22 protein-coding genes are annotated in these 25,177 nt (G+C 59.2%); 13 read left to right on the top strand and 9 right to left on the bottom strand.

Annotation, left to right across the window (positions count from 1 at the left end):
* The first annotated feature begins 50 nt into the window (after positions 1–50).
* The 4 genes from ACMVPR_RS15190 (at position 51) to ACMVPR_RS15175 (ending at position 5,011) form a co-directional block, all read left to right on the top strand.
* Positions 51–719, top strand: coding sequence for a response regulator transcription factor (locus ACMVPR_RS15190; protein ID WP_300586727.1), 669 nt, complete (start codon positions 51–53; stop codon positions 717–719).
* A complete protein-coding gene (locus ACMVPR_RS15185; RefSeq protein ID WP_416883556.1) occupies positions 716–2,089 on the top strand; it encodes a sensor histidine kinase N-terminal domain-containing protein in 1,374 nt (457 codons plus the stop codon). The genes ACMVPR_RS15190 and ACMVPR_RS15185 overlap by 4 nt, the downstream gene beginning before the upstream one ends.
* The gene (locus tag ACMVPR_RS15180; protein WP_416883555.1) at positions 2,059–3,084 is read left to right on the top strand and encodes an ABC transporter substrate-binding protein; all 1,026 of its coding nucleotides are present in this window, start codon (positions 2,059–2,061) and stop codon (positions 3,082–3,084) included. Before ACMVPR_RS15185 ends, ACMVPR_RS15180 begins: the two co-directional genes overlap by 31 nt.
* Positions 3,085–3,247: 163 nt before the next feature.
* Complete coding sequence (locus tag ACMVPR_RS15175; RefSeq protein WP_416883554.1) at positions 3,248–5,011, top strand: sugar phosphorylase; 1,764 nt, start codon at positions 3,248–3,250, stop codon at positions 5,009–5,011.
* On the opposite strand, the gene ACMVPR_RS15170 is transcribed toward ACMVPR_RS15175, so the two are convergent.
* The 7 genes from ACMVPR_RS15170 to ACMVPR_RS15140 form a co-directional block, all read right to left on the bottom strand.
* Positions 5,005–6,225 carry a glycosyl transferase gene (locus ACMVPR_RS15170; protein WP_416883553.1) on the bottom strand — a complete coding sequence of 407 codons (1,221 nt, stop codon included), beginning with the start codon at positions 6,223–6,225 and terminating at the stop codon, positions 5,005–5,007. The two genes, ACMVPR_RS15175 and ACMVPR_RS15170, sit on opposite strands and share 7 nt — an antisense overlap.
* Complete coding sequence (locus tag ACMVPR_RS15165; RefSeq protein WP_416883552.1) at positions 6,218–7,018, bottom strand: HAD-IIB family hydrolase; 801 nt, start codon at positions 7,016–7,018, stop codon at positions 6,218–6,220. The genes ACMVPR_RS15170 and ACMVPR_RS15165 overlap by 8 nt, the downstream gene beginning before the upstream one ends.
* A 148-nt stretch (positions 7,019–7,166) precedes the next feature.
* A complete protein-coding gene (gene xylA, locus ACMVPR_RS15160; RefSeq protein ID WP_416883551.1) occupies positions 7,167–8,474 on the bottom strand; it encodes a xylose isomerase in 1,308 nt (435 codons plus the stop codon).
* Positions 8,471–9,907, bottom strand: coding sequence for a xylulokinase (xylB, locus tag ACMVPR_RS15155; protein WP_416883550.1), 1,437 nt, complete (start codon positions 9,905–9,907; stop codon positions 8,471–8,473). Before xylB ends, xylA begins: the two co-directional genes overlap by 4 nt.
* A 79-nt stretch (positions 9,908–9,986) precedes the next feature.
* Positions 9,987–10,751 (bottom strand): ATP-binding cassette domain-containing protein, encoded by a 765-nt coding sequence (locus ACMVPR_RS15150; RefSeq protein ID WP_300586708.1) that lies wholly within the window; start codon positions 10,749–10,751, stop codon positions 9,987–9,989.
* A 12-nt stretch (positions 10,752–10,763) separates the two neighbouring features.
* On the bottom strand, positions 10,764–12,083 hold the full coding sequence (locus ACMVPR_RS15145) for a sugar ABC transporter permease (RefSeq protein ID WP_416883549.1): 1,320 nt from the start codon (positions 12,081–12,083) through the stop codon (positions 10,764–10,766).
* Positions 12,084–12,261: 178 nt separating this feature from the next.
* Positions 12,262–13,293, bottom strand: coding sequence for a substrate-binding domain-containing protein (locus ACMVPR_RS15140; RefSeq protein ID WP_416883548.1), 1,032 nt, complete (start codon positions 13,291–13,293; stop codon positions 12,262–12,264).
* A gap of 212 nt (positions 13,294–13,505) precedes the next feature.
* Between ACMVPR_RS15140 and ACMVPR_RS15135 the strand changes: the two genes are divergently transcribed.
* Positions 13,506–14,780: an ROK family transcriptional regulator gene (locus ACMVPR_RS15135; protein WP_416883547.1), complete on the top strand. Its 1,275-nt coding sequence runs from the start codon at positions 13,506–13,508 to the stop codon at positions 14,778–14,780.
* The gene (locus ACMVPR_RS15130) at positions 14,777–16,282 is read left to right on the top strand and encodes a CRTAC1 family protein (RefSeq protein ID WP_416883546.1); all 1,506 of its coding nucleotides are present in this window, start codon (positions 14,777–14,779) and stop codon (positions 16,280–16,282) included. Before ACMVPR_RS15135 ends, ACMVPR_RS15130 begins: the two co-directional genes overlap by 4 nt.
* 42 nt (positions 16,283–16,324) lie before the next feature.
* Here ACMVPR_RS15130 and ACMVPR_RS15125 read toward each other — a convergent pair whose 3' ends face one another.
* Both ACMVPR_RS15125 and ACMVPR_RS15120 read right to left on the bottom strand, forming a co-directional pair.
* Positions 16,325–17,611: a cytochrome-c peroxidase gene (locus tag ACMVPR_RS15125; protein ID WP_416883545.1), complete on the bottom strand. Its 1,287-nt coding sequence runs from the start codon at positions 17,609–17,611 to the stop codon at positions 16,325–16,327.
* 229 nt (positions 17,612–17,840) lie between these two features.
* On the bottom strand, positions 17,841–18,758 hold the full coding sequence (locus ACMVPR_RS15120; RefSeq protein ID WP_416883544.1) for a LysR family transcriptional regulator: 918 nt from the start codon (positions 18,756–18,758) through the stop codon (positions 17,841–17,843).
* A gap of 104 nt (positions 18,759–18,862) precedes the next feature.
* On the opposite strand from ACMVPR_RS15120, the gene uraD reads away from it, so the two are divergent.
* The 7 genes from uraD (at position 18,863) to ACMVPR_RS15085 (ending at position 24,687) form a co-directional block, all read left to right on the top strand.
* Positions 18,863–19,456: a 2-oxo-4-hydroxy-4-carboxy-5-ureidoimidazoline decarboxylase gene (gene uraD / locus ACMVPR_RS15115; protein ID WP_416883543.1), complete on the top strand. Its 594-nt coding sequence runs from the start codon at positions 18,863–18,865 to the stop codon at positions 19,454–19,456.
* A complete protein-coding gene (locus ACMVPR_RS15110; RefSeq protein ID WP_300586691.1) occupies positions 19,453–19,941 on the top strand; it encodes a tripartite tricarboxylate transporter TctB family protein in 489 nt (162 codons plus the stop codon). The genes uraD and ACMVPR_RS15110 overlap by 4 nt, the downstream gene beginning before the upstream one ends.
* A gap of 2 nt (positions 19,942–19,943) precedes the next feature.
* A complete protein-coding gene (locus ACMVPR_RS15105) occupies positions 19,944–21,464 on the top strand; it encodes a tripartite tricarboxylate transporter permease (RefSeq protein ID WP_416883542.1) in 1,521 nt (506 codons plus the stop codon).
* 34 nt (positions 21,465–21,498) lie between these two features.
* Complete coding sequence (locus ACMVPR_RS15100; protein ID WP_300586687.1) at positions 21,499–22,455, top strand: Bug family tripartite tricarboxylate transporter substrate binding protein; 957 nt, start codon at positions 21,499–21,501, stop codon at positions 22,453–22,455.
* Between the two features lie 55 nt (positions 22,456–22,510).
* Positions 22,511–23,422, top strand: a complete 912-nt coding sequence (locus ACMVPR_RS15095) for a BMP family protein (protein ID WP_416883541.1) — start codon at positions 22,511–22,513, stop codon at positions 23,420–23,422.
* Positions 23,419–23,793: a hydroxyisourate hydrolase gene (locus ACMVPR_RS15090; protein WP_300586682.1), complete on the top strand. Its 375-nt coding sequence runs from the start codon at positions 23,419–23,421 to the stop codon at positions 23,791–23,793. Before ACMVPR_RS15095 ends, ACMVPR_RS15090 begins: the two co-directional genes overlap by 4 nt.
* Positions 23,794–24,258: 465 nt before the next feature.
* Positions 24,259–24,687, top strand: coding sequence for a GFA family protein (locus ACMVPR_RS15085; RefSeq protein WP_416883540.1), 429 nt, complete (start codon positions 24,259–24,261; stop codon positions 24,685–24,687).
* The last annotated feature ends 490 nt before the right edge of the window (positions 24,688–25,177 follow it).

Here is a 25,177-nt window from a genome sequence, read left to right as displayed (position 1 = left end):
CCACAGAAAGCTGACAGAAGCCTGACACGGGGCCACGAGGGAGAGACGGGGTGCGCTATCTTCTGGTCGAGGACAATCACGAACTGGCCGAGGCCGTCGTCAATCGGCTGGCCTTGGATGGGCATGCGGTGGATCACGCAGCAAGCCTCGCCGAGGCAGAGGATTGCCTTGCCGCCGCGCAATATGACCTCATCCTCTTGGATGTGATGCTGCCCGATGGTGATGGCCGCGACTTCCTTGCGCGTAGCCGGGCCCATCTGGAAACGCCGGTCATCGTGCTGACGGCACGGTCACAGGTGTCAGACCGTGTGGGCGCGTTGGATCAGGGGGCGGATGACTACATCACGAAACCCTTCGACTTTTCCGAGCTTGAGGCGCGCTGCCGGGCTGTCCTGCGTCGCCGTGGGGGCGAGGCGCGCAACGAGATCCACTTGGGAGATGCCATCTTTGATCCATTGGCGGGCACGCTGCGCCACGGGGCAGAGTCGATTGACCTGCGCAACAGAGAAATCCGCTTGCTCGAGGTATTCGCACGACACAAGGGGCAGATCTTGTCCAAAAGCCATTTGATGGACCGGCTCTTTTCCTATGACGCCGAAGTGACCGAGAACGCCATCGAAGTCTATGTCGGGCGCCTGCGCCGTCGGATCGACGGGATGGGCGTGCGGATCGAAACCGTGCGCGGCCTTGGCTACCGGATGGAGACCGGCGAGCAGTGACCGGAACAGGGTCGATAGGGCGCAGACTGACGCTGCTTCTGGCCGGTGTTGCCGCGTTGCTGTCGGTCCTTAGCTGGTGGATGGTCACCGGTCTTGCGCGTCAAGCGGCCGAGCGCACGCAGGACAATGTCCTTGCCGCCTCGGTCACCACGATTGCCGAAACCCTCCGCAGCGAACAGGGCGAGGTGCGGCTTGAGTTGCCCTATTCCGCATTCTCAATGCTTGGTGCCATCAGCGAGGATCGGGTCTTCTATCGCGTGGCGACAGGTGACACGGTATTGACAGGGTACGAGGATTTGCCCGTCCCTAGCGAAGTCCTGTCCTCTGGCGGGCGCGTCGTTTTCGATACCGGCGAATACAGCGGCGAAGAGATACGGATGGCGACTGTCTCGCGGTTGGTTTTGGCGGGAACACAGCCTGTCCCTGTCAACGTGACCGTCGCTCAGACCCGTGGCGGAGTTGCGTCGATTTCGGCTGAACTGTCCCAACTGGCCGCCTTCCTTTCGGTTGCGTTCTTTCTTGTGGCCGTCTCCCTGTCGGCTTTTGCCGCGCGCACTTCGCTCAAACCGCTCAACGAAATCGCAGCTGCCGTTTCCCGTCGGGGACCGTCTGACCTGCGTCCTTTGCGCCGCGCCGCCCCGACCGAACTTGCCCCCTTGATGTCATCTCTGAACCGTTTGATGGACCGGCTTGGCCAATCCATCCGAAGCGCAGAAGATTTCATCGCCGAAGCGGCACACCGCATCCGCACGCCGCTGGCGACCGTCCGTGCGCAGGCCGAGATCGCGTTGCGTTCAGCCAAGGACGACGACCAGAAACAACGGCTGCGCCAGATGATCCGCGCGGTGGATGAAAGTTCGCGCTCTGCCGGGCAATTGCTGGATCATGCCACCGTGATTTACAGGTCGGATGATCTTGTCCGGACGCCGGTTCATCTGTCGGACTTGGTGGGTCAGACAGTTGCCGGACTGGAGCCGACGGCCGCCATGAAAGATATCCGACTGCATGTCGATATGATCCCGGCAATGGTCGAGGTCGATCCTGTCCTTATGGAAAACGCCCTGCGCAATGTCCTAGACAACGCGATCAAGTATTCGCCGCCCGATACGGTCGTCACGATCGCCGTTTCAGAACAGGACGGTGAAATTCGTATCGCCGTAAAAGATCAGGGTCCGGGTCTGGGCGACGGCCCTGTCGACACCCTGACCCAACGCTTCCAGCGCGGAAGTAACACGCAAGGCATTGTCGGGTCCGGGCTTGGTCTGACCATCGCCAAAGACGTTCTGGTCGCGCATGGTGGCCGACTTGATCTTGAAACCTTGGAAGGAAACTGGGGAACATGCGCCTCACTTGTCTTGCCCTCCTCCTGAGTTTTGTCGCGACACTCGCGTCCGCGTTGGAGATCGAGGATCACCGCCTGTTCCCCGGAGCCGGAGACCGGATGCTCAAGGTCATATCGACTGCCGATCTTGAAGTGTTCGAGCCCTATCTGCGCACGTTTCAGGCGAGCCAGCCCAGTTTGTCGATCGACTACACCGTCGTGTCTTCGACCGAATTGCACCGGGCGATCCGCGCGGGCGCTGTCTTTGACCTTGCCCTGTCGTCAGCCATGGACCTGCAATTCCAACTTGCGAACGACGGCTTTGCGCAAAGTCACCGGTCGGAAACCACATCTGCCCTTCCCGATTGGGCGCGGTGGCGGGATTTGATCTTCGCCTTCACGGCTGAACCAGCTGTGGTCGTTCTCTCGACCGAACGCTTCCAAGGGCTGGACCTGCCGACAACCCGGCAGGAACTTGTGACCTTGCTGCGCGAATACCCCGAGCGGTTCGATGGCGCGGTCGGCACCTATGATGTGCGCGACAGTGGGCTTGGCTATCTTTTTGCGACGCAGGAGGCCCGGTCCACCGATGCCTATTGGCGCTTGTCCGAGGTAATGGGGCGGCTGAACCCGCAGCTGTATTGCTGTTCCGGCCAGATGATCGACGATGTGGCCGAGGGTCGGCTTGCGCTCGCCTACAATGTGCTTGGGAGCTATGCCGCCGAACGCCTCGCACGGGATTCAGGTGGACAGGTGCAAATTCTTGGGATGCAGGACTTCACCAATGTCATCCTGCGGACCGCGATCATCCCGACCACGGCTCAGGAAACCGCTGGCGCTGGCGCGTTCATCGATATGCTGGCACGTCTGGGGCAGCGCGAAGCGCCCGGTACATGGCCGTTGCCACCGCTGGGGCAAACCGGTGCGGATAATCTGGTGGGGTTCGGGCCGATCCGGCTGGGCCCTGCTTTGATGGTCTATCTCGACCCGCTAAATCGGCGCGCATTTTTGACGGAATGGGAAAACGCTTTGGAACAACGCTAGGGCGCAAATCCACGAAAAACCGATGGCTGGCTGAGGCCTTGATCGACCGCCGCCTTCTCGTCGGGAAACCCGTCTGCGATTAAGAATTCAGCATTCCGGTGTCTCCTTTGGGCGCGAACCCGTAAATATTTGAAAAGTGGCGAAAGCCATGGTTCTTTAACTCATGGCACAAGACGCTTTGAACAAAGAGAAAACTCCCGCGCTGAGCCGTGCGCTTGCCACCAAAGTGACCGAGATCTACCCCGATTTCGACGCCGATATCCTTGCCACCAAGGTGATCGACGCGTTCTGGCCAGACGGGACCCACCGCCGAAAGCGCGGTCGAAAACCCGGTAACGCGCTATGGTCGCAACGGGATGCGCTGCTCATCACCTATGGCAATTCGATGATCGACGGTGTGCACAAACCACTGGACCTGTTGAACGATTTCCTGCGCCGATACCTCAAGGGTGTGGTGGATGGGGTGCACATCCTCCCGTTCTTCCCGTTCACCTCGGACGACGGTTTCGCAGTCACGGATTATATGGCGGTCAATCCCCAACTGGGAGATTGGCCCGACATCAATCGCATCGCCTCTGAATTCAAACTGATGTCCGATCTCGTGCTCAATCACGTGTCGAGCCAAGGCACTTGGTTCAACGCCTACAGGCAGGGGCAGCCGCCCTATGACCGTTTCTTTTTCGAGGCGGACCCGTCAGATGATCTGAGCATGGTTGTGCGGCCCCGGACCACACCGCTCTTGCAGGAGGTCGACACAAAGAACGGTCCGCGCCATGTCTGGTGCACGTTCAGCCACGATCAGATCGACCTTGATTTCCGCAACCCAGAGGTTTTGCTCGAATTCCTTAGGATCATTCGGACCCATATCGACAACGGAGTTCAGATCATCCGCCTCGATGCGGTGGCATTCTTATGGAAAGAGGCGGGGTCGCCGTCGATCCACCTGCCACAGACCCACGCCATCGTGAAGCTGATCCGATTGCTGTGCGACTACGCCATCGAACCGATCGTCCTTTTGACCGAAACCAATGTGCCAAAGGCCGAGAACCTGAGCTATTTCGGCAAACGGGACGAAGCCCATGTCATCTACAACTTCCCGCTGCCACCGCTCATTCTGCATGCGCTGCTGTCAGGAAGCGCCAAGAGCCTCGACAAGTGGCAACGGTCGATGCCGCCCGCCCCGTTGGGATGCGCTTACCTCAATTTCACGGCCAGCCATGACGGTATCGGAATGCGCCCGGCGGAGGGGCTTTTGTCAACCGAGGATCAGGCGGAGATGATCAAGGCGGTCAAGGCTGCCGGCGGGCTGGTGTCGATGCGTGCGTTGCCGGACGGGGGCGAAGCGCCGTACGAGTTGAACACGACCTATTTCGCGGCGTTGGGTCAGACCTTTGACGGCCCGGATGATCACCACATTGAACGGTTTCTGTGTTCGCAGACCATCGTGATGTCGCTGGAAGGGATACCGGCCTTCTATATCCATTCGATGCTGGCCACTCCAAATGACACCGAAGCGGTGGAACGCCGCGGTATGAACCGCGCGATCAATCGGCATCGCTGGGATTACGAGACGCTGCGCACATATTTGGCCGATGAAAGTTCGGTGCATGCGCAGGTGCTGAAGGGATTGAAACGGCGCTTGAAAATACGGCAAAGACAATCCGCGTTTCACCCGAACGCGACGCAGTTCACCGTCAACACCAGTGATCCGCGCGTTTTTGGCATCTGGCGGCAGAGCCTTGACCGGCACCAATCCATTTTTGCGCTGCACAATGTCAGCAAGGACACGGTGACGCTTCCGGTCAGCACGTTGAACATCATCGCAGACGAAGACTGGCGCGATCTTCTGTCAGGCGATGTGATCCCTGATGAGGACATCGTTCTTGCACCCTATCAGTGCCGCTGGATCAGCAACGCGGGTCACTGATAATCCAACACGTCCGCCGCCGCCGCGGCCTGCATGTCGCGCAGAAACTCTGGATCAGCGGCATGCACCCGGTTCCATGTGGCAATGAACGGGGTCTCGTGCGGATTGTCGAGAAAGGTCTGCCCGGCACGCATGATGTTCTCGGCAAACAGTTCGATCGAGGCTTCTTCGGAATGCCGGTCTAAAGACAGACCGTTCATCTGGGCATCGCTATAATACGCATCCAGAAGATCAAGCGCGCTACGGTAGTATGTGGCTTTCAACGTGCGGAACACGTTGGGCGTAAAGATTGTGCCGTCGGCTGCCAGCTTGCGGAAGATCGCCTTGCAGATGTCCGTTGACATGCGGTTCAGGCCGGTCGCCGCGTCTTCAGGGCTCAATGCCTGATGCTTGTGATCATAGGCATCTGCGATCTCGACCTGGCACACCGCCTTGGGTGCCAGATTGCGCCACGCCTCTGACAAGACACCGATCTCAAGCCCCCAATCAGATGGGATGCGCAGATCAGGCAAGATGTTCGTCCGCATCGCGAACTCGCCGGACAGCGGGTAGCGGAAACTGCGCAGGTAATCGAGGTAGTCCCTGTCTCCGACGACGCGCTTTAACGCGATCAGCAGTGGACTGACCAAAAGCCGTGTCACCCGCCCGTTCAGTTTTTCCCCACCGATCCGGGCGTAGTATCCCTTGGCGACCTGGTAGGGGAAGGTCGGGTTGGCGACGGGATAGATCAGTCGGGCCAGCAATTCGTTCGTATAGGTCAGGATATCGCAATCGTGGATTGCCATGACCGCGCTGTCCTGACAGCCGATCAGGTAACCGATGGATGTCCAGACATTCTTGCCTTTGCCTTGCTCTGCGGGCGACAGCCCCATCTGTTCAAGCCGGTTTCCCAGTGCCAGCATGCGAGGGCTGTCGTTCCAGATCACGATGTGGTTCTGGTTCAGCCCTTCGAAGAACCGCTTGGCATGGCGAAACTGCTTTTCGTCCGCGCGGTCTAGACCGATGATTATTCGGTGCAAATAGGTGACCTTCGCCAGTTCCGACAGGATGTTCGGCATCGCATCGGTTTCGAGCTCGGAATAAAGACAGGGTAGAATAAGCGACATCTTCCGCGTCTGCGCGAAGGTCTCCAACTCGTAGGTCATCTCGGCAAGCGACCGGGTGCGCAGGTTGTGCAGGGTCGCGATGTTTCCGTTCTGATGAAAATCAACCATCGGGCGTGTGTCCTTCCACAAGGGGCAGAGTGTCGAGAATAGCATTGACCGAGGCGTTCCAGCCGACCGGCCCCGTGTCGTGCGAGCGCGTGATCCGACCGTCACGTTCGCCCGCCAACTCGTGCAAGGGCGGCTTGTGAGGATTGGCGATGATGACGCCCATATCGGCTTTCTCAAGCATCGCGATGTCGTTCGGGGCGTCGCCGAGCGCGAGAGTTTTCTTCGCGCCCAGTGCGTCGATCACGCTGTCCATCGCGCTCGCTTTTGTTCGTCCGAACGACAGTGTCAGGAAACGTCCGCCGCGCTGGGTTGTGATGCCGTGCTCTTGCAGGTCTGCGTGAAACTGAGCGAGTTCTGCATCATTGCCGGACCAGACTCCAGGTTCTGAATAGTCGCGCGCCTTGGCAAGCTGGGCAGCGTCTTGCGGCAGGCCAGTCAAACGGGCCAATTCCGAAACCGTCATGTCACCAAAGCCCCGGAACTGCGCGCGCAGGTGGGTCGGGATCCGGTCAAGCGTGTCACGCAATGCGCTGTATGCGTCGGCTGGGTCTGTCTCGTGCAGCCCGATCACCCCGGCACCATTCTCGACGATGGCGGGCAAACTAGTCAGGCCCATCTGCTCTTGAATTGGTCGGATCTCGGAGGCTGTTTTGCTGCTCGCAAGAACGACGGGAATACCAAGTGCCCCAAGCCGTTGAAGCGCAGGGCGCGCTGCATCCCACTGGTATGTCTGGTGATCCAAAAGCGTGCCGTCGAGGTCAGAAAAGACAACAAGCTTCAGAAGATTCTTCATGTCTGGAGTGTCCGACGACAGTGCCGCCGGCTCAAGCCCAAAAGAACCACATCCCAGTTGCGCGACAGATCTGCCTCAGGTGGATGGCGCCGTCCGCCGCAGAATGCGGCGGAGTGAAGCCTTTTGACCGAAAATCGAACTTCCGGTTCTAAACAAACCGGTTCACGAGGTTCTCCAGCCGCTCCTGCTTTCCAGAGCGCGGTTCGGGGTTGAGACCAGAACTGCGAACATAGGCTTCAAGATCGTCCAGATCATACTCCCCGGACAGCATCTTTCTGGCCTCGTCGCTGTTCCATCCTGCATACCGCTCGGCGCGCATCGCCTCGAGGGTTCCGTCTTCGAGAATGGCCGCCGCCGCTTTCAATCCGCGCGCGCATGCATCCATGCCGCCCACATGCGCAAGGATCAGATCCTCGGGGTCCAGCGACTGCCGGCGCAGCTTGGCGTCGAAATTCGTTCCGCCGGTGGTAAACCCACCCGCCTTGAGAACCTCGTAATAGGCAAGCGCCATCTCGGGCACGTTGTTGGGGAATTGATCTGTGTCCCAGCCCGACTGGTAATCGTTCCGGTTGATGTCAATCGAACCGAGAATTCCAAGGCTCGCCGCCATGGCCAGTTCATGCTCGAAACTGTGGCCAGCCAAGATGGCATGGCCCTGTTCGATGTTGACCTTGACCTCGTTTTCCAGCCCGAACCGCTTGAGGAAGCCATAGACCGTTGCGACATCGTAGTCATACTGGTGTTTGGCGGGTTCCTGCGGTTTTGGCTCGATCAGGATCGTACCCTCAAAGCCGATCTTGTGCTTGTACTCCACCACCATGGACAGCATGCGTCCGGCCTGTTCGGCCTCGCGGGTCAGATCGGTGTTGAGAAGAGTCTCATAGCCTTCCCGTCCGCCCCAGAGGACATAGTTCGCGCCTCCCAGCTTATGGGTCGCGTCCATGCAGGTCTTGATGGTCGCGCCGGCATAGGCAAACACGTCCGGGTCAGGATTGGTGGCCGCACCTGACATGAAGCGACGGTGCGAAAAGAGGTTTGCAGTGCCCCAGAGAAGCTTGGTTTTCGAGCTTTCCATCTTGGCGGCAAAATAATCGACGATCTCTTCAAGATTGCGTGTCGATGTGGCGAAATCCTCCCCCTCCGGACGGACATCGGCATCGTGAAAGCAAAAGAACGGCGCGCCAAGAATGTCGAACATCTCAAACGCGACATCAGCCTTGAGCCGTGCCAAATCCATCGTCTCGCCGAACCATGGGCGATCAAAGGTCTGTCCGCCAAACGGATCGCCACCTTGCCACGCGAAGCTGTGCCAATAGGCGATGGCAAAGCGAAGATGGTCTTCCATCCGCTTGCCCATGACCATTTCGTCCGGGTTATAATGACGGAACGCAAACTCGTTCGACGTTTCCGGCCCCTCGTAGGTGATTGCCGGAATACCTTTGAAAAAGTCAGTCATGTCAGTCCTTTCACTGCAGCCTGGGTGGCGCAGAAGCGGTGATGTCCGTCATCAAACGCGGCGCGCAAATCGGGGTCAGGGGTGATGCTGCGCGCAATGTCGGGGCGCGTCGCGATTTCGGCGCCGGCACCCGTTGCAGCCATGATCGCAAGCCGGGCGGCCCCGAAGGCCCCGCCAAAGTCGCCAGCGACCGCGATATCAATCGGCGTGTCGAGCGCCGTGGCAATTGCCGAGAGCCAATAGTCGGATTTGCTGCCACCACCGACTGCCAAAAGGCTGGTGATCTCGGTGCCCGTGGCAGCCAGCGCGTCGCGGCAGTCACGAATGGCAAAGGTCACACCTTCCAGGACGGCGCGGGTCGCCGCCGCTGTGTCGGTTGCATGCTCGATCCCGATCAGTGCACCCCGAATTGTAGCGTCGTTGAGTGGCGTCCGCTCTCCACCAAGATAAGGTGCAAAGACCGCCTTGCCGGGCGCCTGCAGCGGGCCAAGCCCCTGCGTCAGGTCAGCCGCGTCCTGTCCGACAAGCTGCGCGAACCAGTTCAGCGCGTCAGTCGCCGAGAGGATCACGCCCATCTGGTGCCATGTGTCCGGCAAAGCATGACAGAAGGTATGAACTGCGGTGCCCGGGTCGGGCTGATAGCCGTCATTTGCGGCGAAGAGCACACCCGACGTGCCGAGCGACACAAAGGCCTGCCCCGCGCGGACCACGCCGACACCGATACCCGAGGCCGCGTTGTCGCCGCCGCCACCAGCGACAACGACATGTGTCCCGAACCCCCAGCGCTGGCCAAGGTCGGCGCGCAGTTGTCCCGAAACCTCGGAGCCTTCGACAAGATGCGGCATGTGCGAAAGCCCAAGCCCTGTCTTTGCCAGAAGATCTTCAGACCATGTGCGGGCGCCGGTATCCAGCCAACTGGTTCCCGCAGCATCCGACATTTCGGCGACGTGTTCGCCTGTCAGCCAAAGGCGCAGGTAATCCTTGGGCAAGAGGACCTTCGCAACCCGGTCGAACACCGCTGGCTCATGGGCGCGGACCCAGGCGAGTTTCGGCGCGGTGAAGCCGGGAAAGACGATATTGCCCGAGATGGCGCGCCAGTCTGGGTCGGCGTCCATCGCCGCAGCTTCGGCATGACTGCGGGTGTCGTTCCAGAGAATGCAGGGCCGCAGCACTTCATCCGAAGCATCAAGCAGGGTTGCGCCATGCATCTGGCCAGACAGGCCGATCGCCTTGACCGCCGACAGGTTGTGGCTGCTGAGCTGATCGAACACGGCTTCTGCGGCCGCAATCCATTCGGCAGGGGCTTGCTCTGACCAACTGTCATGCGGGCGCGACACGTTCAGCCGCGCAGTGGCCTCGGCGAGTATCGTCTGATCTTCATTGATCAGGATCGCTTTCAGACCGGATGTGCCCAGATCTAGACCGATAAACATCACTCTGCCGTCCTTGAATGATCAGGAATGTGAAACTCAGTGGGAGTATCGGCCCCGACATGGGATCAGGGCCAATAGCTCAAGCGGCCAGATGTGCCGGCGTCTTGCCCAGAATGATCATCGCCAGAAGATCGTCTTCACTTGCATCCGCAACCTTTACGGTGCCCACAAGTTCGCCGTTCTTCATGACGCTGGCCCTGTCGCAAAGCCGTTTGACCTGATGCACATCGTGGTCGATCAGGAAGATCCCCAACCCCTGGCGTTTGAGCTCTTGAATGAGTTCGGCCACCATCTGGGTTTCCTGTGGTCCAAGGGCCGCTGTTGGTTCGTCCATGATCAGGATCCGCGCGTTGAAATAGACCGCACGCGCAATCGCCACGGATTGCCGCTGACCACCCGAAAGGGCCGACACAGGTGCTTGGAACTTGCGGAAGTTGGGATTGAGCCGCGCCATGATCTTGCGCGTTTCAGCTTCCATTCTGGCCTGATCGACAAACCCGGCAGCCGTCAACAACTCGCGTCCAAGAAACAGGTTGGACGCGGCATCGAGATTATCTGCCAGCGCAAGCGTCTGGTAGATCGTCTCGATATTGTAGCTGCGGGCATCGCGGGGATTGTTGATCGTGGCTTTCTCTCCGTTGACGTAAATGTCGCCCGAGTCCGCCTGATACGCGCCCGACAGACACTTGATCAGAGTCGATTTCCCTGCACCGTTATGGCCCAAAAGGCCCACAACTTCGCCGGGGTACAGATCGACCGTGACATCGTCTACGGCGTGAATGCCGCCAAACGAGATTGAGATGTTGCGCATCTCGACGAGCGGGGTTCCGGTGTTATCAGTCATGATCTTCGCCCCTTACTTCGATTTACGGCGGTAGAGGATGTCGAGGTAGACGGCCAGAACGAGCACCGACCCGACAACGATCCGCTGCACGGCCGCGTCAAATCCGATCAGCACCATGCCGGTCTGCAGGGATTGCATCACGAGGGCACCGAGGATGGCCCCAAATATCGTGCCCACACCGCCCGACAGGGATGTGCCCCCGATCACCGCAGCAGCGATGACATAAAGCTCGTCCAGTTCGCCCAATGCGTTGGTGGCCGAGTTCAGACGGGCCGACGCGACAACCGCAGACAGACCTGCGAGGAAGCCCATGATCGCGAAGATCTTGACGGTCATCATCTTGGTGTTGATGCCCGCAAGCGCAGCGGCCTCTGGGTTGCCGCCGATGGCATAGACGTAGCGGCCAAACCGCGTCTTGGTCATCAAGAATGTCATGGAGATACCAACGACCAGCAGGATGAGGACCGGAATGGCAAACCCGTGGGAAATGAACAGACCGCCTTCAGGAATGGTGATCGCGTTTTCCTCGGCATAGCGGCGCACAATGCCGCGCGGCCAGGGATAGGCATTGACCAGCAGCACAGCTCCGATGATGGCGGCACATCCCACCACGCCAAGGAACGTGTCTGCCCAGACCGGCCGCAGTTTGAATTCGAACTTGGTGCGCTGCTTGCGCCCGTTGATCACGCCGAAGACCACTGCGGCGCATCCGATCAAACCGATGATCCAACTGCCAGTGGCACCCACGGCCCCGTAAGGCCCGCCGCCGAGCAATGCAAATGTGCTGTCGACCGGAGAGATCGTTTCGCCTCGCGCCACAAGAAATCCAGCGCCACGCCAGACCAGAAGTCCACCCAGCGTCACGATGAAGGCCGGAATGCCACGATACGCGATCAACCACCCATGAAACGCGCCGACTGTCGCGCCAAGGAGCATGCCGCAGGCCGCCGCGATCACCCAGATCAGCGGGTGGCCGAGTCCCAGAAAGGAGGGAAGTATATTGACCTGAATGACGCCCATGATGATGGCGCAAAATCCAAGCAGTGACCCGACAGACAGGTCGATATGGCGCGTCACGATCACCAGAACCATGCCACAGGCCATGATCCCGATCGACGAGGTCTGGACAGAAAGGTTCCAGAGGTTTCGCGGTGTCAGGAAGGCCCCGAAACCATTTACGAGCGCGCCGTAGAGGTGAAAGCCGATCCAGATCAACGCAAGAGCACCGACCATCCCGATCAGGCGCGTGTCGAGTTCGGTCGCGCTCATGAAGCGGCTGATCAGACCTTCAGGCTTTGCGGTCGTTTTTGAGATTTTTGTAGTGTCAGACATTTGTTCGTCCAGCCATGCGGAAGGATGCGAAAACACGGCACGGCCCTGACCAGCACATGCACTGGAACCCGGATCGCGGCGCTATGAAAAAATTGGACAAAAGCCCTTGTCTGCACCTTGGTCAGAACGGTGCAGAAACCGGCGCAGGCAAGGAGGCCTGCGCCGGATCACCTACCGGTTACTGGCAGGCCGCAACAGTCGACATCGCACCTTCGCAAGCCTGCTCTTTCGAGATGTGGCCCGCATCAATGACGAGGTTCAGAGTGTCGGCTGTGATCGGTGTCGGGTCGAGGAAGATTGCGTTCATTTCAACGCCCTTCTCGCCACCGGACCACTTCACGGAGCCTTCGATATCCGCCAGCATCGTACCGCCTGCCAGAGCAACGGCGATATCCGCAGCGGCCTTGCCGAGGTCACGCGAGTTTTTCCAGACCGAAACGGCCTGAGTGCCGCGTGCAACACGGTTCAGAGCGGCAAGGTCGCCGTCCTGTCCGCCGACCGGAACCGTCAGACCCTGAGCAGACAGCGCAGCGATCACGCCACCGGCCATACCGTCGTTCTGCGCCAGAACCGCATCAACCATGTTGTTGTTGGCGGTGAGGATCTGCTCCATGTTCTTCTGAGCGTTTTCGGGCTTCCAGCCATCGGAGAAGGCTTCACCAACGATTTTGATCGAACCATTGGCAACTTCGTCACCGATCACTTCCATCATGCCTTCCAGCAGGAACTGCGCGTTGGGGTCACCCGGGTCGCCTTTGATGATTGCGTAGTTGCCCAATTCCTGAATGCCCTGAACGGTTTCGGCGATGATACGGCCAACACCTTTGTTGTCGAAGGTCAGGTAGAACGCGCGATCGTCTTCGATCAGACGGTCGTAGCCCACAACCGGGATGTCTTCGGCGGCTGCCTGATCGATTGCGGGTGCAATCGCGTCCTTGTCCATCGCGAGGATGATCAGAGCGTCTGCGCCCTGTGCGATCAGCGCTTCGATGTCGGTCAGCTGCTTGGCGGCAGAAGCCTGCGCGTCAGCAGAGATATATGTCGCGCCAGCGGCTTCGAGAGCGGCCTTGATTGCGGCTTCGTCAGTCTTCCAGCGCTCTTCCTGGAAGTTGGACCAGCTCACACCAACGGTGACAGAGTGGCTTCCTGCGAGTGCGGATGTAGAAACAGAGGCAGCCAGAATGGCCGCGAGGGTAAGCGCCTTGCGCATGTGATCTCCTCCCAAATGATCGTGCCCGGAATCGGGCTGTTCGGCTATGACCGTAACACCGCTATCATGACATATTTAATTCAGCTGTCAAAAAATAAACTTGCTGAGTTTGAAGATTTTTTGCCCTGATGGGGTCGATGCTGTGATCTTTTTGCTGGATTGGTGGGTGATTTCGGGTACGTTGACCATGTTAATTTTAGGCTCTGAATGAAATGTCACCGGACACCGGATTCCATGCTCTTGAAGACGGAGAGGCCCAGATTGGCTGCGGCCCCCTGATTCAAAGCTATGAGTCCACGCCGCGAAGCCTGCGGATTCAGGTGTTCGACAGGGTGCGCGCTGCAGGGCTGATTTCTCGTGCGGATCTGGCAAAAGACCTCGGGGTCAGTCCCGCGTCGGTCACATCGGTCGTGAGCGAGTTGATCGAAACCGGCATGGTTCACGAGGTCGCAACTCCCAAGCGCGAAGGCGAAAGCAATCGGGGGCGGCCACCCGTGGCCTTGGGCGTGCGCCCGGAAGCGGGTTATGTGGCCGGTCTGAAGCTGTCCGACCATCGCCACGCCGCCATCATTACGGACTTCGCAGGAAACACGATTGCCGAGGCCGAGATTCGCCACGGCGTCCTGCAGCAGGAAACCGAAATGGTGATCCGGGATGTCGTCCGCCTTCTGGATGATGCGTTGGCACAAGCCGGGCTGACGCAAACGGATCTGTCTGCCATCGGTCTCGGTCTGCCCGGTGTCGTCGACAGCGCGACAGGACAGGTCATGTGGTCCCCACTGATGCGCGAGCAGGGGATTGCCCTTGGTCCCACGCTTGAGGAATTGCTGGGTCGCCCGGTGCGTGTCGACAATGATGCAAACCTTGTGACATTGGCCGAGCTCTGGTTCGGCGCTGGTCGGGCACGGTCTGATTTTGCGGTTGTGACCATCGAACATGGCGTCGGTATGGGCGTGGTCATCAATCACCGACTCTATCGAGGGGCAATGGGGCTTGGTCTTGAGATCGGCCATACCAAGGTGCAGCTGGATGGCGCCTTGTGTCGATGCGGACAACGCGGGTGCCTCGAAGCTTACGTAGCTGACTACGCTCTCGTGCGCGAGGCGACCACCGCGCTCAACTGGGGCAATCGCGGTGTGCAATCGCAGCAAATCCTGCTCGAATCCCTCTATGATCACGCCAAGGCCGGGAACCAGTCTGCCCGCGCCATCTTTAAGCGTGCAGGGCGCTACCTTGCCCTGGGTCTGGCCAATATCGTGAACCTGTTTGACCCGGCGCTGATCCTGCTATCCGGGGAACGGATGCGTTATGACTATCTCTATGCCGAAGAGGTTCTCGCCGCGATGCGTGACATGACATTGGAAACCAATCGCCCAGCGCCCGTGGTCGAAATTCGTGCGTGGGGCGATCAAGTCTGGGCGCGCGGGGCTGCCGCACTTGCGCTTGAGACAGCCACAGAGATTGCACTCCGGCCGGAGGCAGTATGAAACTTGCCCTGTGTCTGATCTGCGCTGGTGCCCCACTGGCGGCCCAGCCTCTGTTCGAGCCGCGGCCCTTGCCGGTGGAACATGTCTACTCAGGCGGCTGGGAACACTTTGTAGGCGGTGGACTTGCGGCGTTCGACTGCAATGGCGACAGCTTCCCGGAACTTCTTGCGGCGGGCGGCGAGGCCCCGATGACGTTGCTCATCAACACGACATCGGCCCCCGGAAATGACATATCGTTCGAAAATGGCACATTCCCCGACATCACCGGCGCAACCGGAGCCTATCCGCTGGATATCGACAGCGACGGTTGGCTTGATCTCTTCATCCTGCGGGTTGGCGAAAACATGGTCCTGCGGGGCGGAGCCGATTGCAGTTTTACGGATGCCTCAAGCGCTTGGGGCATTCCCCGGGACGATCGCTGGTCCACGGCGTTTTCCGCAACATGGGAAGCTGGGCAAAGCCGTCCCACTTTGGCTGTCGGCAATTACGTGGATCGCGCAAACCCGGATGGGCCGTTTCAAGCCTGTGACAGCAATCAGCTGATGCGCCCAACCGCCAAAGGGTATGACAGCACCGATCTCGCTCCGGGTTTTTGTGCATTGTCGATGCTGTTTTCGGATGCGGCGCGCCGCGGGGTCGCCGATCTGCGCGTGTCAAATGACCGACATTACTACGTCCGCGGCGGCTCTGAGCAAATGTGGTTCTTTCCGGACCTCACGTTGCTCGATGCGTCAAAGGGCTGGAACGCGGTGTCGATCTGGGGGATGGGCATCGCCTCAACCGATATCACCGGCGACGGTCTGCCCGAGGTGGTCCTGACCTCGATGGGTGACCAGCTGCTGCAATACGCAGATGCCCCATATGTCTATCGCAACGCGTCCTACAATGTCGGGGCAACCGCACATCGGCCCCATATCGGGGATGACGGACGTCCATCAACGGGGTGGCATGCTGCCTTTGGAGACGCGAACAATGACGGCTTTGAGGACATCTTCATCGCCAAGGGCAATGTGGACCAGATGCCCAGCAATGCCATGCATGACCCAAATTCGCTGTTGATGCAGCAGCCGGACGGAACCTTTGTCGAAGCGTCAGTCGCGGCGGGTGTGGCCAGCGATCTGCGCGGACGCGGTGGGGTTTTCGGGGATCTGAACGGTGACGGTCTGCTTGATCTGGCCGTGGTCAACCGCCGCGCACCGTTTGAGCTCTGGCAGAACGTGACTGCGGGAGCAGGCAACTGGATCACGCTGCAACCTGTGCAACCCGGACCGAACCAGCATGCCGTCGGCGGCTTTGCCGAGATCCGATTGCCGGACGGAACAACCCGGATCAAGGAAATCACGGTTGGTGGCGGGCATGCGGGTGGCAGCGCGCTGCCGGTTCATTTTGGACTTGGCAGCGCCACGTCTGTCGAAACGCGCATGATCTGGCCCGATGGCACCGCGAACGATTGGCAGGTGGGTACCATCAACGCTGCCAATTTGATAAGCCGCGTCAACTGACATCCGCCGCTATCGGTTCCGAAGACGTAGCGTTCTGGTCGCCTAGCGATCTACCGGCAAACCGCTGGGCACGGACTGAGGCACACCCATGCGCCCCTCAAGCGCGACAGGATCGCTGAGGCTTTCCAGAAACGCCATGATCGCGTCGATCTCCTGACTGCTCAACGGCACGCCTTCCCAAGCGACGTCCAGAATGGCTTGCGTGGCCGTGGGATCCTCCACAACCGCCCAATCAGATGCGCCCTGCAGGTCTGGCAGCACCGCCTGTGTCTGGTCGTAGGCCACGCCACGCGGATTGGCATGGGCTTCCACGAACAGGCGCAAGTCCTTGTACGCACCACTGTGGCCGTAAGGTGCGGTGGCGGTGACATTTCGCAGCGACGGTGTGCGGAAGGCAAACCGATCCTCTTCCCGGCCGGTCACCCGCATCCGACCATCATCACGCACGTAACTTTCAAAGCGCGCGGCCTTGCCAGGACCAATCTGTGGAACGCCCATGGCATGAAACTTGTGATCGGTTTGGAACGCGCCGGAATGGCAGCTGGAACAGGCGGCCTTGCCGTAAAAGAGGTCCATGCCCTCGGCGGCTTTGCCGCTCAAGAGTTCCTCTCCGCGCAGATGCGCGTCAAACGGGCTGGTGTCGGACCGCCATTCCTCGGCAATGAAGGCCGCGATAGCGTTCGAGATATCCGTAAAGGCAATCTCGCGACCCGCGGCAATCTCGGGATACACCGTTTCGAACGAGGTGCGATAAGCTTCAACCGCAGAAACACGTTTGGCAATAAGATCCCAAGCCCCGCCCTCGCCGGTGATGCGGCCCAGTCGCACAGCCTTGGACACGTCGTTTTCGCTGTAATGCCCGGCCATTTCATCCGGGCTCAGCACCGGGAACATGGTTTGGGCCGACAGAAGATTGGCAAAACCCTGGGTCATATCCTCGTCCAGAGGCGTCCGTAGACCACCCGGGCGTGTGGGGTCGACCTCAATCCGGCCATCGTGAAACAGGACGGTGAATTCCCGCGCTCCCAGATTGAACAAACCTGTGGCATTGCGCGGAACACGTTGCTCGGGCACGTTGGCCGGGTCGACATGGCGCTCTGGGCCCAGTCCGATGCCGCCTTCACCCAGCGACAGCGATACACCATCCCCGGTGCCAAAGCGCGGATGATGACACGTCGCGCAAGAGATATTCCGGTTGCCCGACAGGATCGGATCGTAAAACAGAAGCTGTCCCAGTTTGGCTTCTGCCGGATCGATGGGCACATAGGTGTCATCCGTCACCGGCGCAGGCAGGTCAGCGCGCGCAACAGGTGCCAGAAGCTGGGTCATGACCGCAAGGACGGATGCCCAAATAATGGTTCCGTTCCGTCTGTTCCGAAAGCCAAACATTCTACACCTTTTGCTTCATGCTGGGCCGAATGCCGTCAGAGATTGATCGCCTTGTCAATTGTGGCGTTGCGGATATCGGGACGGCTGGACGGTTATCGGCTGACGTACGTTCGGCTGGAGTAAGCCGTACTCGGGCGGGCGCGTGAGGATGAACGTTTCACCCTGTTCCTCAAATCTTTTCAAGTCGTGCCGCAAGCGTATCCGCAAGGGCCTCACCAACGAGGCGTGCTGCCCGTGACAATGGGCGGCGCGCATCGACGGCAACGCTGATCGACTGCGGCCGCAAACCTTGATCGGTCAACGGCACGAAGCGAAGGGTGCCCTTTTCCAGCTCGGTCAGAGCATCCAACTGCGACGTGATCGCCAGGTATTTCCCGCCAACGAGGATCTGCTTCATGAACTGAAGCGAATTCGTCACGAGGGCCGGTTCTGCCGGATCGAAAAGCCAACCGAAACGCTTGTCGAGATATTCTCGAACCGGCAGGACACGGCTCTGCGCAGCCAGCGGATGTTTTGCTGCTTCGCTGAGGGTTGTTTTGGAATGGTCCCAAAGCGCATGCCCGCGGCCAACAACGCAGCCGAAGGGCAGGGGCTTGGACCATATGATGTGCCGTGATCGGTCGTCCGGCAGATTGAACACCAATGCAAGGTCAATACTGCCGACTTCGAGTTCGTGAGCCGCGTCCTGTGGCGTCAGGATGTCAACGGCAAAGCGGATTCGCGGATAGCGCTCGGCAAAGGTCGAGACGAGATCGGGCAGGATCGAGTTCACAAGACTGTCCATGGCACCAAGCCGAACCGTCCCGAATTGCTCTCCTCGCATCGTCCGGATCGTCTCTTCAAGACGTTCCTCGTCCGCGCGCCAGCGACGGGCAAGAAGCACGGCTGCCTCTCCCGCTGCAGTTAGCCGCATTCCGCGCGCATGTCGTTCGAAAAGCGGGGTCTGACAAGCGTCTTCCAAGGCGATGATCTGACGGTCAATCGCCGAAGCGGCAATGCCGATTGACCGGGATGCCGCTTGTATCGACCCAAGCCGAGCAACCGTTTCCAGGTAATTCAACGCCCGAGGCAAGACGTGCAAAGCCAATGCATTGCTCCTTCTGTTGCCGTTTTGCGAATGCAGCATGAATGATTTTGAAATTGTTGGCAACGCAAGGCCAGCGTTAGCATTCGATGAACATGGGGGTTCAGATGCAGGGCACCGCGCCGCTTGCCTTCTCGATAGACGCGCTCAACCGAGCGACCGATGGTCAGGCCACGGCCATGATGGACCGGATCGTCGAACGGTCGGCATGGCTCGCCCGTCGCGCAGCCGAGGCGCGTCCCTTCCGGAATGCGGATGAACTTGCCACATGGCTTGATGCCGAAGTCCGCAGCCTCCCGAGGGATGAGGCATTGCAACTGCTTTGCGCCCATCCCGAGCTTTCGCCGCCTGACCCTTCAGCGATGACATTTGCCTCGCAGGATGAACAGGGGCGTCTGGCCCTTTTGGATCTCGACGCTTTGACATCCGCCGAAATGACGGATCTGAACCGGCAGTATTCGCGCCGACACGGGTATCCGTTCATTGTGGCCTTGCACGAACATGACGATCTCAAAAGCGTAATTGCGCAATTCAAACGTCGGATCGCGGCAGACCCCACCGAAGAATTGGCCCGTGCGCTTGGTCAGGTCGTGTCTGTGATGAAGGCCCGTCTGCGCAGGCTGACGGGGGTGGCCCAGCCGTCGCGAGACACGGAGCCAAAGGCCATTGCAAGCGCCAATTCGGATGGAGGGTCGTCATGAAAGACCTTCTTCTTCGTTTGCGCAAAACTGACGATGAAGCGCGGCCTCCGCATGCCTATTTTGGCGCGCTTGGCGGCATCGCCCTCTTGATCCTCGCTCTTGTGTTTATTGTGGGTGGCTATGAGCTTGGCGTGGGCACGCCCCGCCGTCTTGGGACAGGCGCTTTTCCAGTCATCACCGGTTTCATTCTTGCGGTGCTGTCGTTGGTCGTCATTGCTGCCGATTTCAGGGATACGTCCGATGCGGAACGCCCGGACTGGATTTCCTTTGCCGCCATAGGTGCGGCGCTTGCCGTCTTTGCTCTGACAGTTGGTCGGATCGGCCTTGTTCCGGGTGCGTTTCTGACAGTGATCACGGCCAGTGTACCGGACCCGTCGTTGCCCATTCTGGGAAAGATCATTCTGGGGGCAATCGTGTCTCTGGCGTGCTGGGCGCTCTTTATCGGCGTGATAGGCCTGCCCTTCGCCGCATTCGGAGGGCTTTGACGATGGAGATCATCACCGGTTTCGGAAATGGTCTGCTTGTCGCCCTGCAGCCAGCGAACTTGTTTTACTGCTTCGTCGGCGTTTTCCTCGGCACCTTCATCGGCGTACTGCCCGGCATCGGATCCATGGCGGCGATCGCGATGATCCTGCCGCTGACATTCTACCTCGAGCCGACATCGGCGCTGGTGATGATCGCCGGAGTTTATTACGGCGCGGAATACGGCGGATCGATCGCATCGATCCTCATGAACATCCCCGGAACACCCTCCTCGTCGATCACCTGTATCGACGGCTATCCGATGGCGCGTGAAGGCCGTGCGGGGGTCGCGCTCTTTGGCAGCGCCATCGCCTCATTCGGAGGGGGGATGATCGGTATGATCGTCATGGCAGTGCTTGCACCGGGGCTGGCAGATCTGGCGCTCAATTTCGGACCGACAGAGTATTTTGCGGTCATTCTCCTGGGACTGGTCGCCGCCTCTGCCGTCTCGAACGGAAGTCCTGTCAAAGGCATAACGATGGTGGTTGCGGGACTGATGCTGGGCACAGTCGGTGTCGATATCACGACCGGAGCCGAGCGCTTTACCATGGGCATTCCCGAGATGCGCGACGGTGTTCATCTGGTGATTGTCGCAATGGGCCTGTTTGGCGTGGGCGAACTCATCGTGTCGATCCGTGCGAACGCCAGTGGCGCGTTCCAGAACGAGATCGACTACAAGAAATTCTACCCATCGCGGGCCGAATGGAAGGCCATGTTCGGCCCCATCCTGCGCGGTTCTGGTATCGGCAGTTTCTTCGGGGCACTTCCGGGCACGGGCCAAACGGTAGCTTCAGCCGTGGCTTATGCGGTCGAAAAGAAGATTTCACCAAACAAAGAGCGGTTTGGCAAAGGCGCTATCGAAGGTGTCGCCGTACCCGAGGCCGCCAACAACTCGGCCACGCAAACCGCCTTCATTCCGACGCTGACCCTCGGGGTGCCGGGAAGCGCGTCCATGGCGCTCGTGATAGGGGCGCTGATGATGTACGGGATTGTGCCGGGGCCCAGACTGCTTGTTGATCACTCCGACCTTTTCTGGGGACTGGTCGCGAGCTTTCTGATCGGGAACATCCTGCTGCTCATCCTGAACATTCCGCTGATCGGGCTCTGGGTGCGTCTGCTGAAAATCCCCTATCGCTACATGTACCCCACCATCATCGTGCTGATCTGCGTCGGGGTTTATTCGCTCAACAACAACGTCTTCGACGTCTGGCTGACTCTGGTCTTTGGCTGGGCGGGATACCTGATGCGTCTTTTCCGCTTCGAGCCGGCGCCGTTCCTGATCGGCTTCGTTCTTGGCCCGATGATGGAGGAACAGCTGCGCCGGGCCATGCTTCTGTCGCGCGGTGATCCCACGACCTTCCTGACCCGCCCGATCAGCGGAACGCTGATCGCGATCACCGGCCTTCTGCTCGTCTACGCCATCGTTTCGGCGGTCAGACAGCGTCGTCGTGTCCGCAAGGCGGCCGAAGCCCTGTCCGAAACCTGATTACTGCGACCTCTAGAAAAGGATACCTCAGATCATGAAACATATTCTTGCCATCGGCGCTGCCGCCCTTGTTCTGGCCTCGCCCGCAATTGCCGAGCCCGGAAAATGGACCGATGAGCCGGTTCGCATCGTCGTCACCTTCCCGCCGGGTGGAACAAGCGATCTGATTGCGCGTGTTCTCGCCCAATACTTCGAAAGCGAGTACGGACAAAAAGCCGTGGTCGACAATCGACCCGGTGCAGGCGGCACCGTCGCCGCCGACTATGTGGCCGAGCAGGCCCCGGATGGCACCACTCTTATCCTTGGCAACAACGCGCCTTTCACGATTGCGCCAACCCAATTCGACAATCTGCCATACGATCCGATGGGCGATTTCACGCATATTGCCTATCTCGGCGCCTCAACGCCTGCGCTTTTCGTGCAACCCTCCTCGGGGATCACGTCGCTTGACGACTACATCGCCAGAGCAAAGGGCGATGGCATCACATATGGGTCTTCGGGCGTTGGGTCGATCACCCATATCCTTGGCAAAGCCGTCGACATCGAGCTTGGCATCGAGCAGATCCACGTACCTTACCAAGGGAGCGCGCCAGCGATCCAAGACTTCCGCGCCGGTGTTCTGGAAGCTTACTATGACATGGTCGCGCTGAATGGCGACCTGATCACCGAGGGAGAAACACAGCCGATTGCACTTGCCGCGCCTGAGCGGTCCACTGCGTTCCCGGATATTCCGACGTTTCGTGAGCTTGGTCATGATATCGTGATCGAGAACTGGACCGGCCTCTCGGGCCCTGCCGGCATGGACCCCGAGATGGTCAAGACGATCAACGAAACGGTCGCGGCAATCATGCAGCTTGAACCCGTGATCGAGCGTCTGGCGCAATTCGGCGTCGCGCACACGCCAATGTCTTCAGAAGAGTTCACCACTTTTGTAGAAGGCACGATTTCGACGTGGGAGCCGCTTATCAAGGCCGCCAAGGTTAACGGCTGAACCGGATCAGTCTCGGAGCGCTTGCCAGTGCTCCGAGGCTCCGCGAGAAAACCAAATGAAAATTTCGGTCATTTTTGTCGGCGAACTCCACGATAGCGGATTCAACCAACGCGCACTCGAAGGCGTGGAACGCGTTCAGAAGGGCATTGTCGACGCCGATATCACGGTCGTGAGCGGTGTCTCCTACGATCCTGATGCAATGGAAAAAGCCCTTTGGAAAGCCGCCGAACGCTCTGGAGGTGTGATCTTTGTCGGCGGGCAGGGCAATCTTGTGGTGCCCGCTGCAGCCATGGATTTCCCGGACCGCAGTTTTGCCGTCGTGCAAGGTAACGTTTTGGGCGCAAACCTTACGAGCTATGATGTGCTTCAGGAACAATCTGCATTCCTCGCCGGTGTTTTGGCTGCGCGCATGACAAGCACGGGAACAGTCGGGCATCTTTCGGGTCACCGCGTTGCGCCCGGTCTCAAGGGGCGGGCTGCCTTCGCTGCCGGCGTTCGATATGGAGACCAGACGGTGCGCCTCGTTACGGGTTTCTGTGGTACTCAAGACGACAGCGCTGTGACCGAGGCTTGGGCCCGCGCCATCGCGGTCGAAGGGGCGGATATCCTTTTCACGATGCTCAATGCCGCCCGGGACGGTGCGACCCGCGCCTGCCGTGCGACCGGAATGCGCCAGATCGGCAATGCCGTAGACTGGTGCGCGATTGATCCAGGAATTTTTATCGCATCTGCCGTGGCCAGAATCGACCTCGGTGTAGACCGAGCGATTGAAGACATGCGACGTGGCGTGAGGCCCGGCAAGATTCTCGAGCTTGGGTTCCGGGAAAGGGCCGTAAGCCTTTCGATGTCGAAAGACGTACCCGACGCCATCCGGCAAGAGATTGCGGACCTTGTCTCGCAGGTCGAACACGGTCTGATATCCGTTGATACCGTCTTTGACGGACCAGAGTTCGAGGTTGCCGCATGACCGGTGTCACGACGCGCGCTGGCGGAATCTCGATCCATGCCGTCGACGTGGCACACGGCGTCCCTGCAAGCGGGCTCTCGGTCTGTCTCAAACGCCTTGATCCTGATCCATGTCAGGTTGCCTTGGGCGTTTGCGCAGCCAATGGTCACTTCGTCAATCCGGTATCAGAAGGCGAGGGCGTGACCCGAGGGCTTTACGAAGTGACTTTTGGCGTCGCGGCCTACTACCGCGGAAACGGTATCAAACTCCCGGATCCGGCTTTTGTCGAAGAGGCGGTGTTTCGCTTCGGTATTGACAGAGTCACCGAACATTTCCACATCCCGTTCAAGTTCACACCGTGGGGATTTTCACTCTTTCGCGGTGGAGCCTGAAACTGACAAGTCGCTCAGGTTGGATTTCGTCTTGTCGCAACCAACAGACTGCGTACAGAGGATGTCCACCAAGGACGGATTGTGGGCGCTTTTGGTTGAAGACCCGATCCATCTTCGAACACAGGCGTTCGCCTCTGATTTGATCTCCCAAGCCTGCAAGTAGACGCACTCGTATTTCAAGCTCCTTCAGAGCTGTTCAACAAAGATGGTGTCGAGCAAGCGCCCTTTGCCATCCATCGAGATGCTTCAGCCGAAGCGGTGCAGGTGGTCCGACCAGACGAACGACGCGAAATGCGATCCTTGATCCGGATGAACGAACTCTGTCTGACGGAACCTGGCAATTGCCGCGTTCAGCATCCTTGATGCAGACGTCTGGCTTGAGGCCACCTCGATGGATGCTGCGCACTGCACGAACGTCTGTTAGTGAGTATTCTTGAGGTTTTGGGAAATTAGGGGTTCTGTCATTTGGAGCATCATGCGAGCTGTTATTGCGGCCATGTCAAACTGGTCGCCAAAGGTGATCCGGCAATCCAGTGCTACTGCCATTGCACAAGCTGCCGGCGATGGTCCGGGCAACCCGTCACAGCCTGCACTTTATGGCCGGAAGATCGGGTAACGTTTCTCAGCGGACCGGAGACTCTACACCGCTTCTCCAAGGATTGTCATGCGGAAGGCGGGAAATTCAGTTGCCGGATATGCGGCGGGGCCGTGTGTACCTTCATTCCCAAAGGACGCTTCTATGACATTTTCGGAGGTGTGCTTTCAGATTTCAATTTCCAACCAACGATGCATATAAATTACGGCGAGCGTGTTCTTTCGCTGCATGATGACTTGCCCAAATTTCGCGACATGCCAGAAAGGTCCGGTGGAACCGGTGAACTCGTGACCGGCTAATGACAAAGCGACCAAAGCGGCCAATGGCCAAGCTGTTTGGAACCGCAGCAAAGTCCGCTGATCAAACCTTAGTAACGATGGCAACGAGGGTGTGCTGGCGCCCATACCCCTTTCCAACCACCAGCGTTGCGTGAACGATCCCTTCGACTGCGCGGACCGTCCCACCATTGCTCCATATCGAGCGGCTTCACCGCCACCCACCGCGTGCTTGTGGCGCGGGCTGTGGTCGCGGGTTCGGACAGGCCCGTCAGCGGGTCGTGGATTGTGGCAAAATACTCCCGGTTTCGGATCACAATTCGCCAACGCGCATAACATTGTTTCCAAAGTTCAAACTCACGCATGCCACATTCCTGCGCGAGATTTGGGTCGTGACGACTCCTTGAGGTCGTGACGGGTCACTTTGTGTTTGACGTCACCGTCGCTGAAGCGGGGACGAGGTTTTTGTGTAAGGCACTTACGCCGTTGGGCGGGATTGCCAGGGTAAGGGGTT

This window comes from Marivita sp., from assembly GCF_048006345.1.
Taxonomy (GTDB): Bacteria; Pseudomonadota; Alphaproteobacteria; order Rhodobacterales; family Rhodobacteraceae; genus Marivita.
The sequence above is the reverse complement of the archived record's forward strand: the minus strand, read 5'-3'. Positions and strand labels throughout refer to the sequence as shown.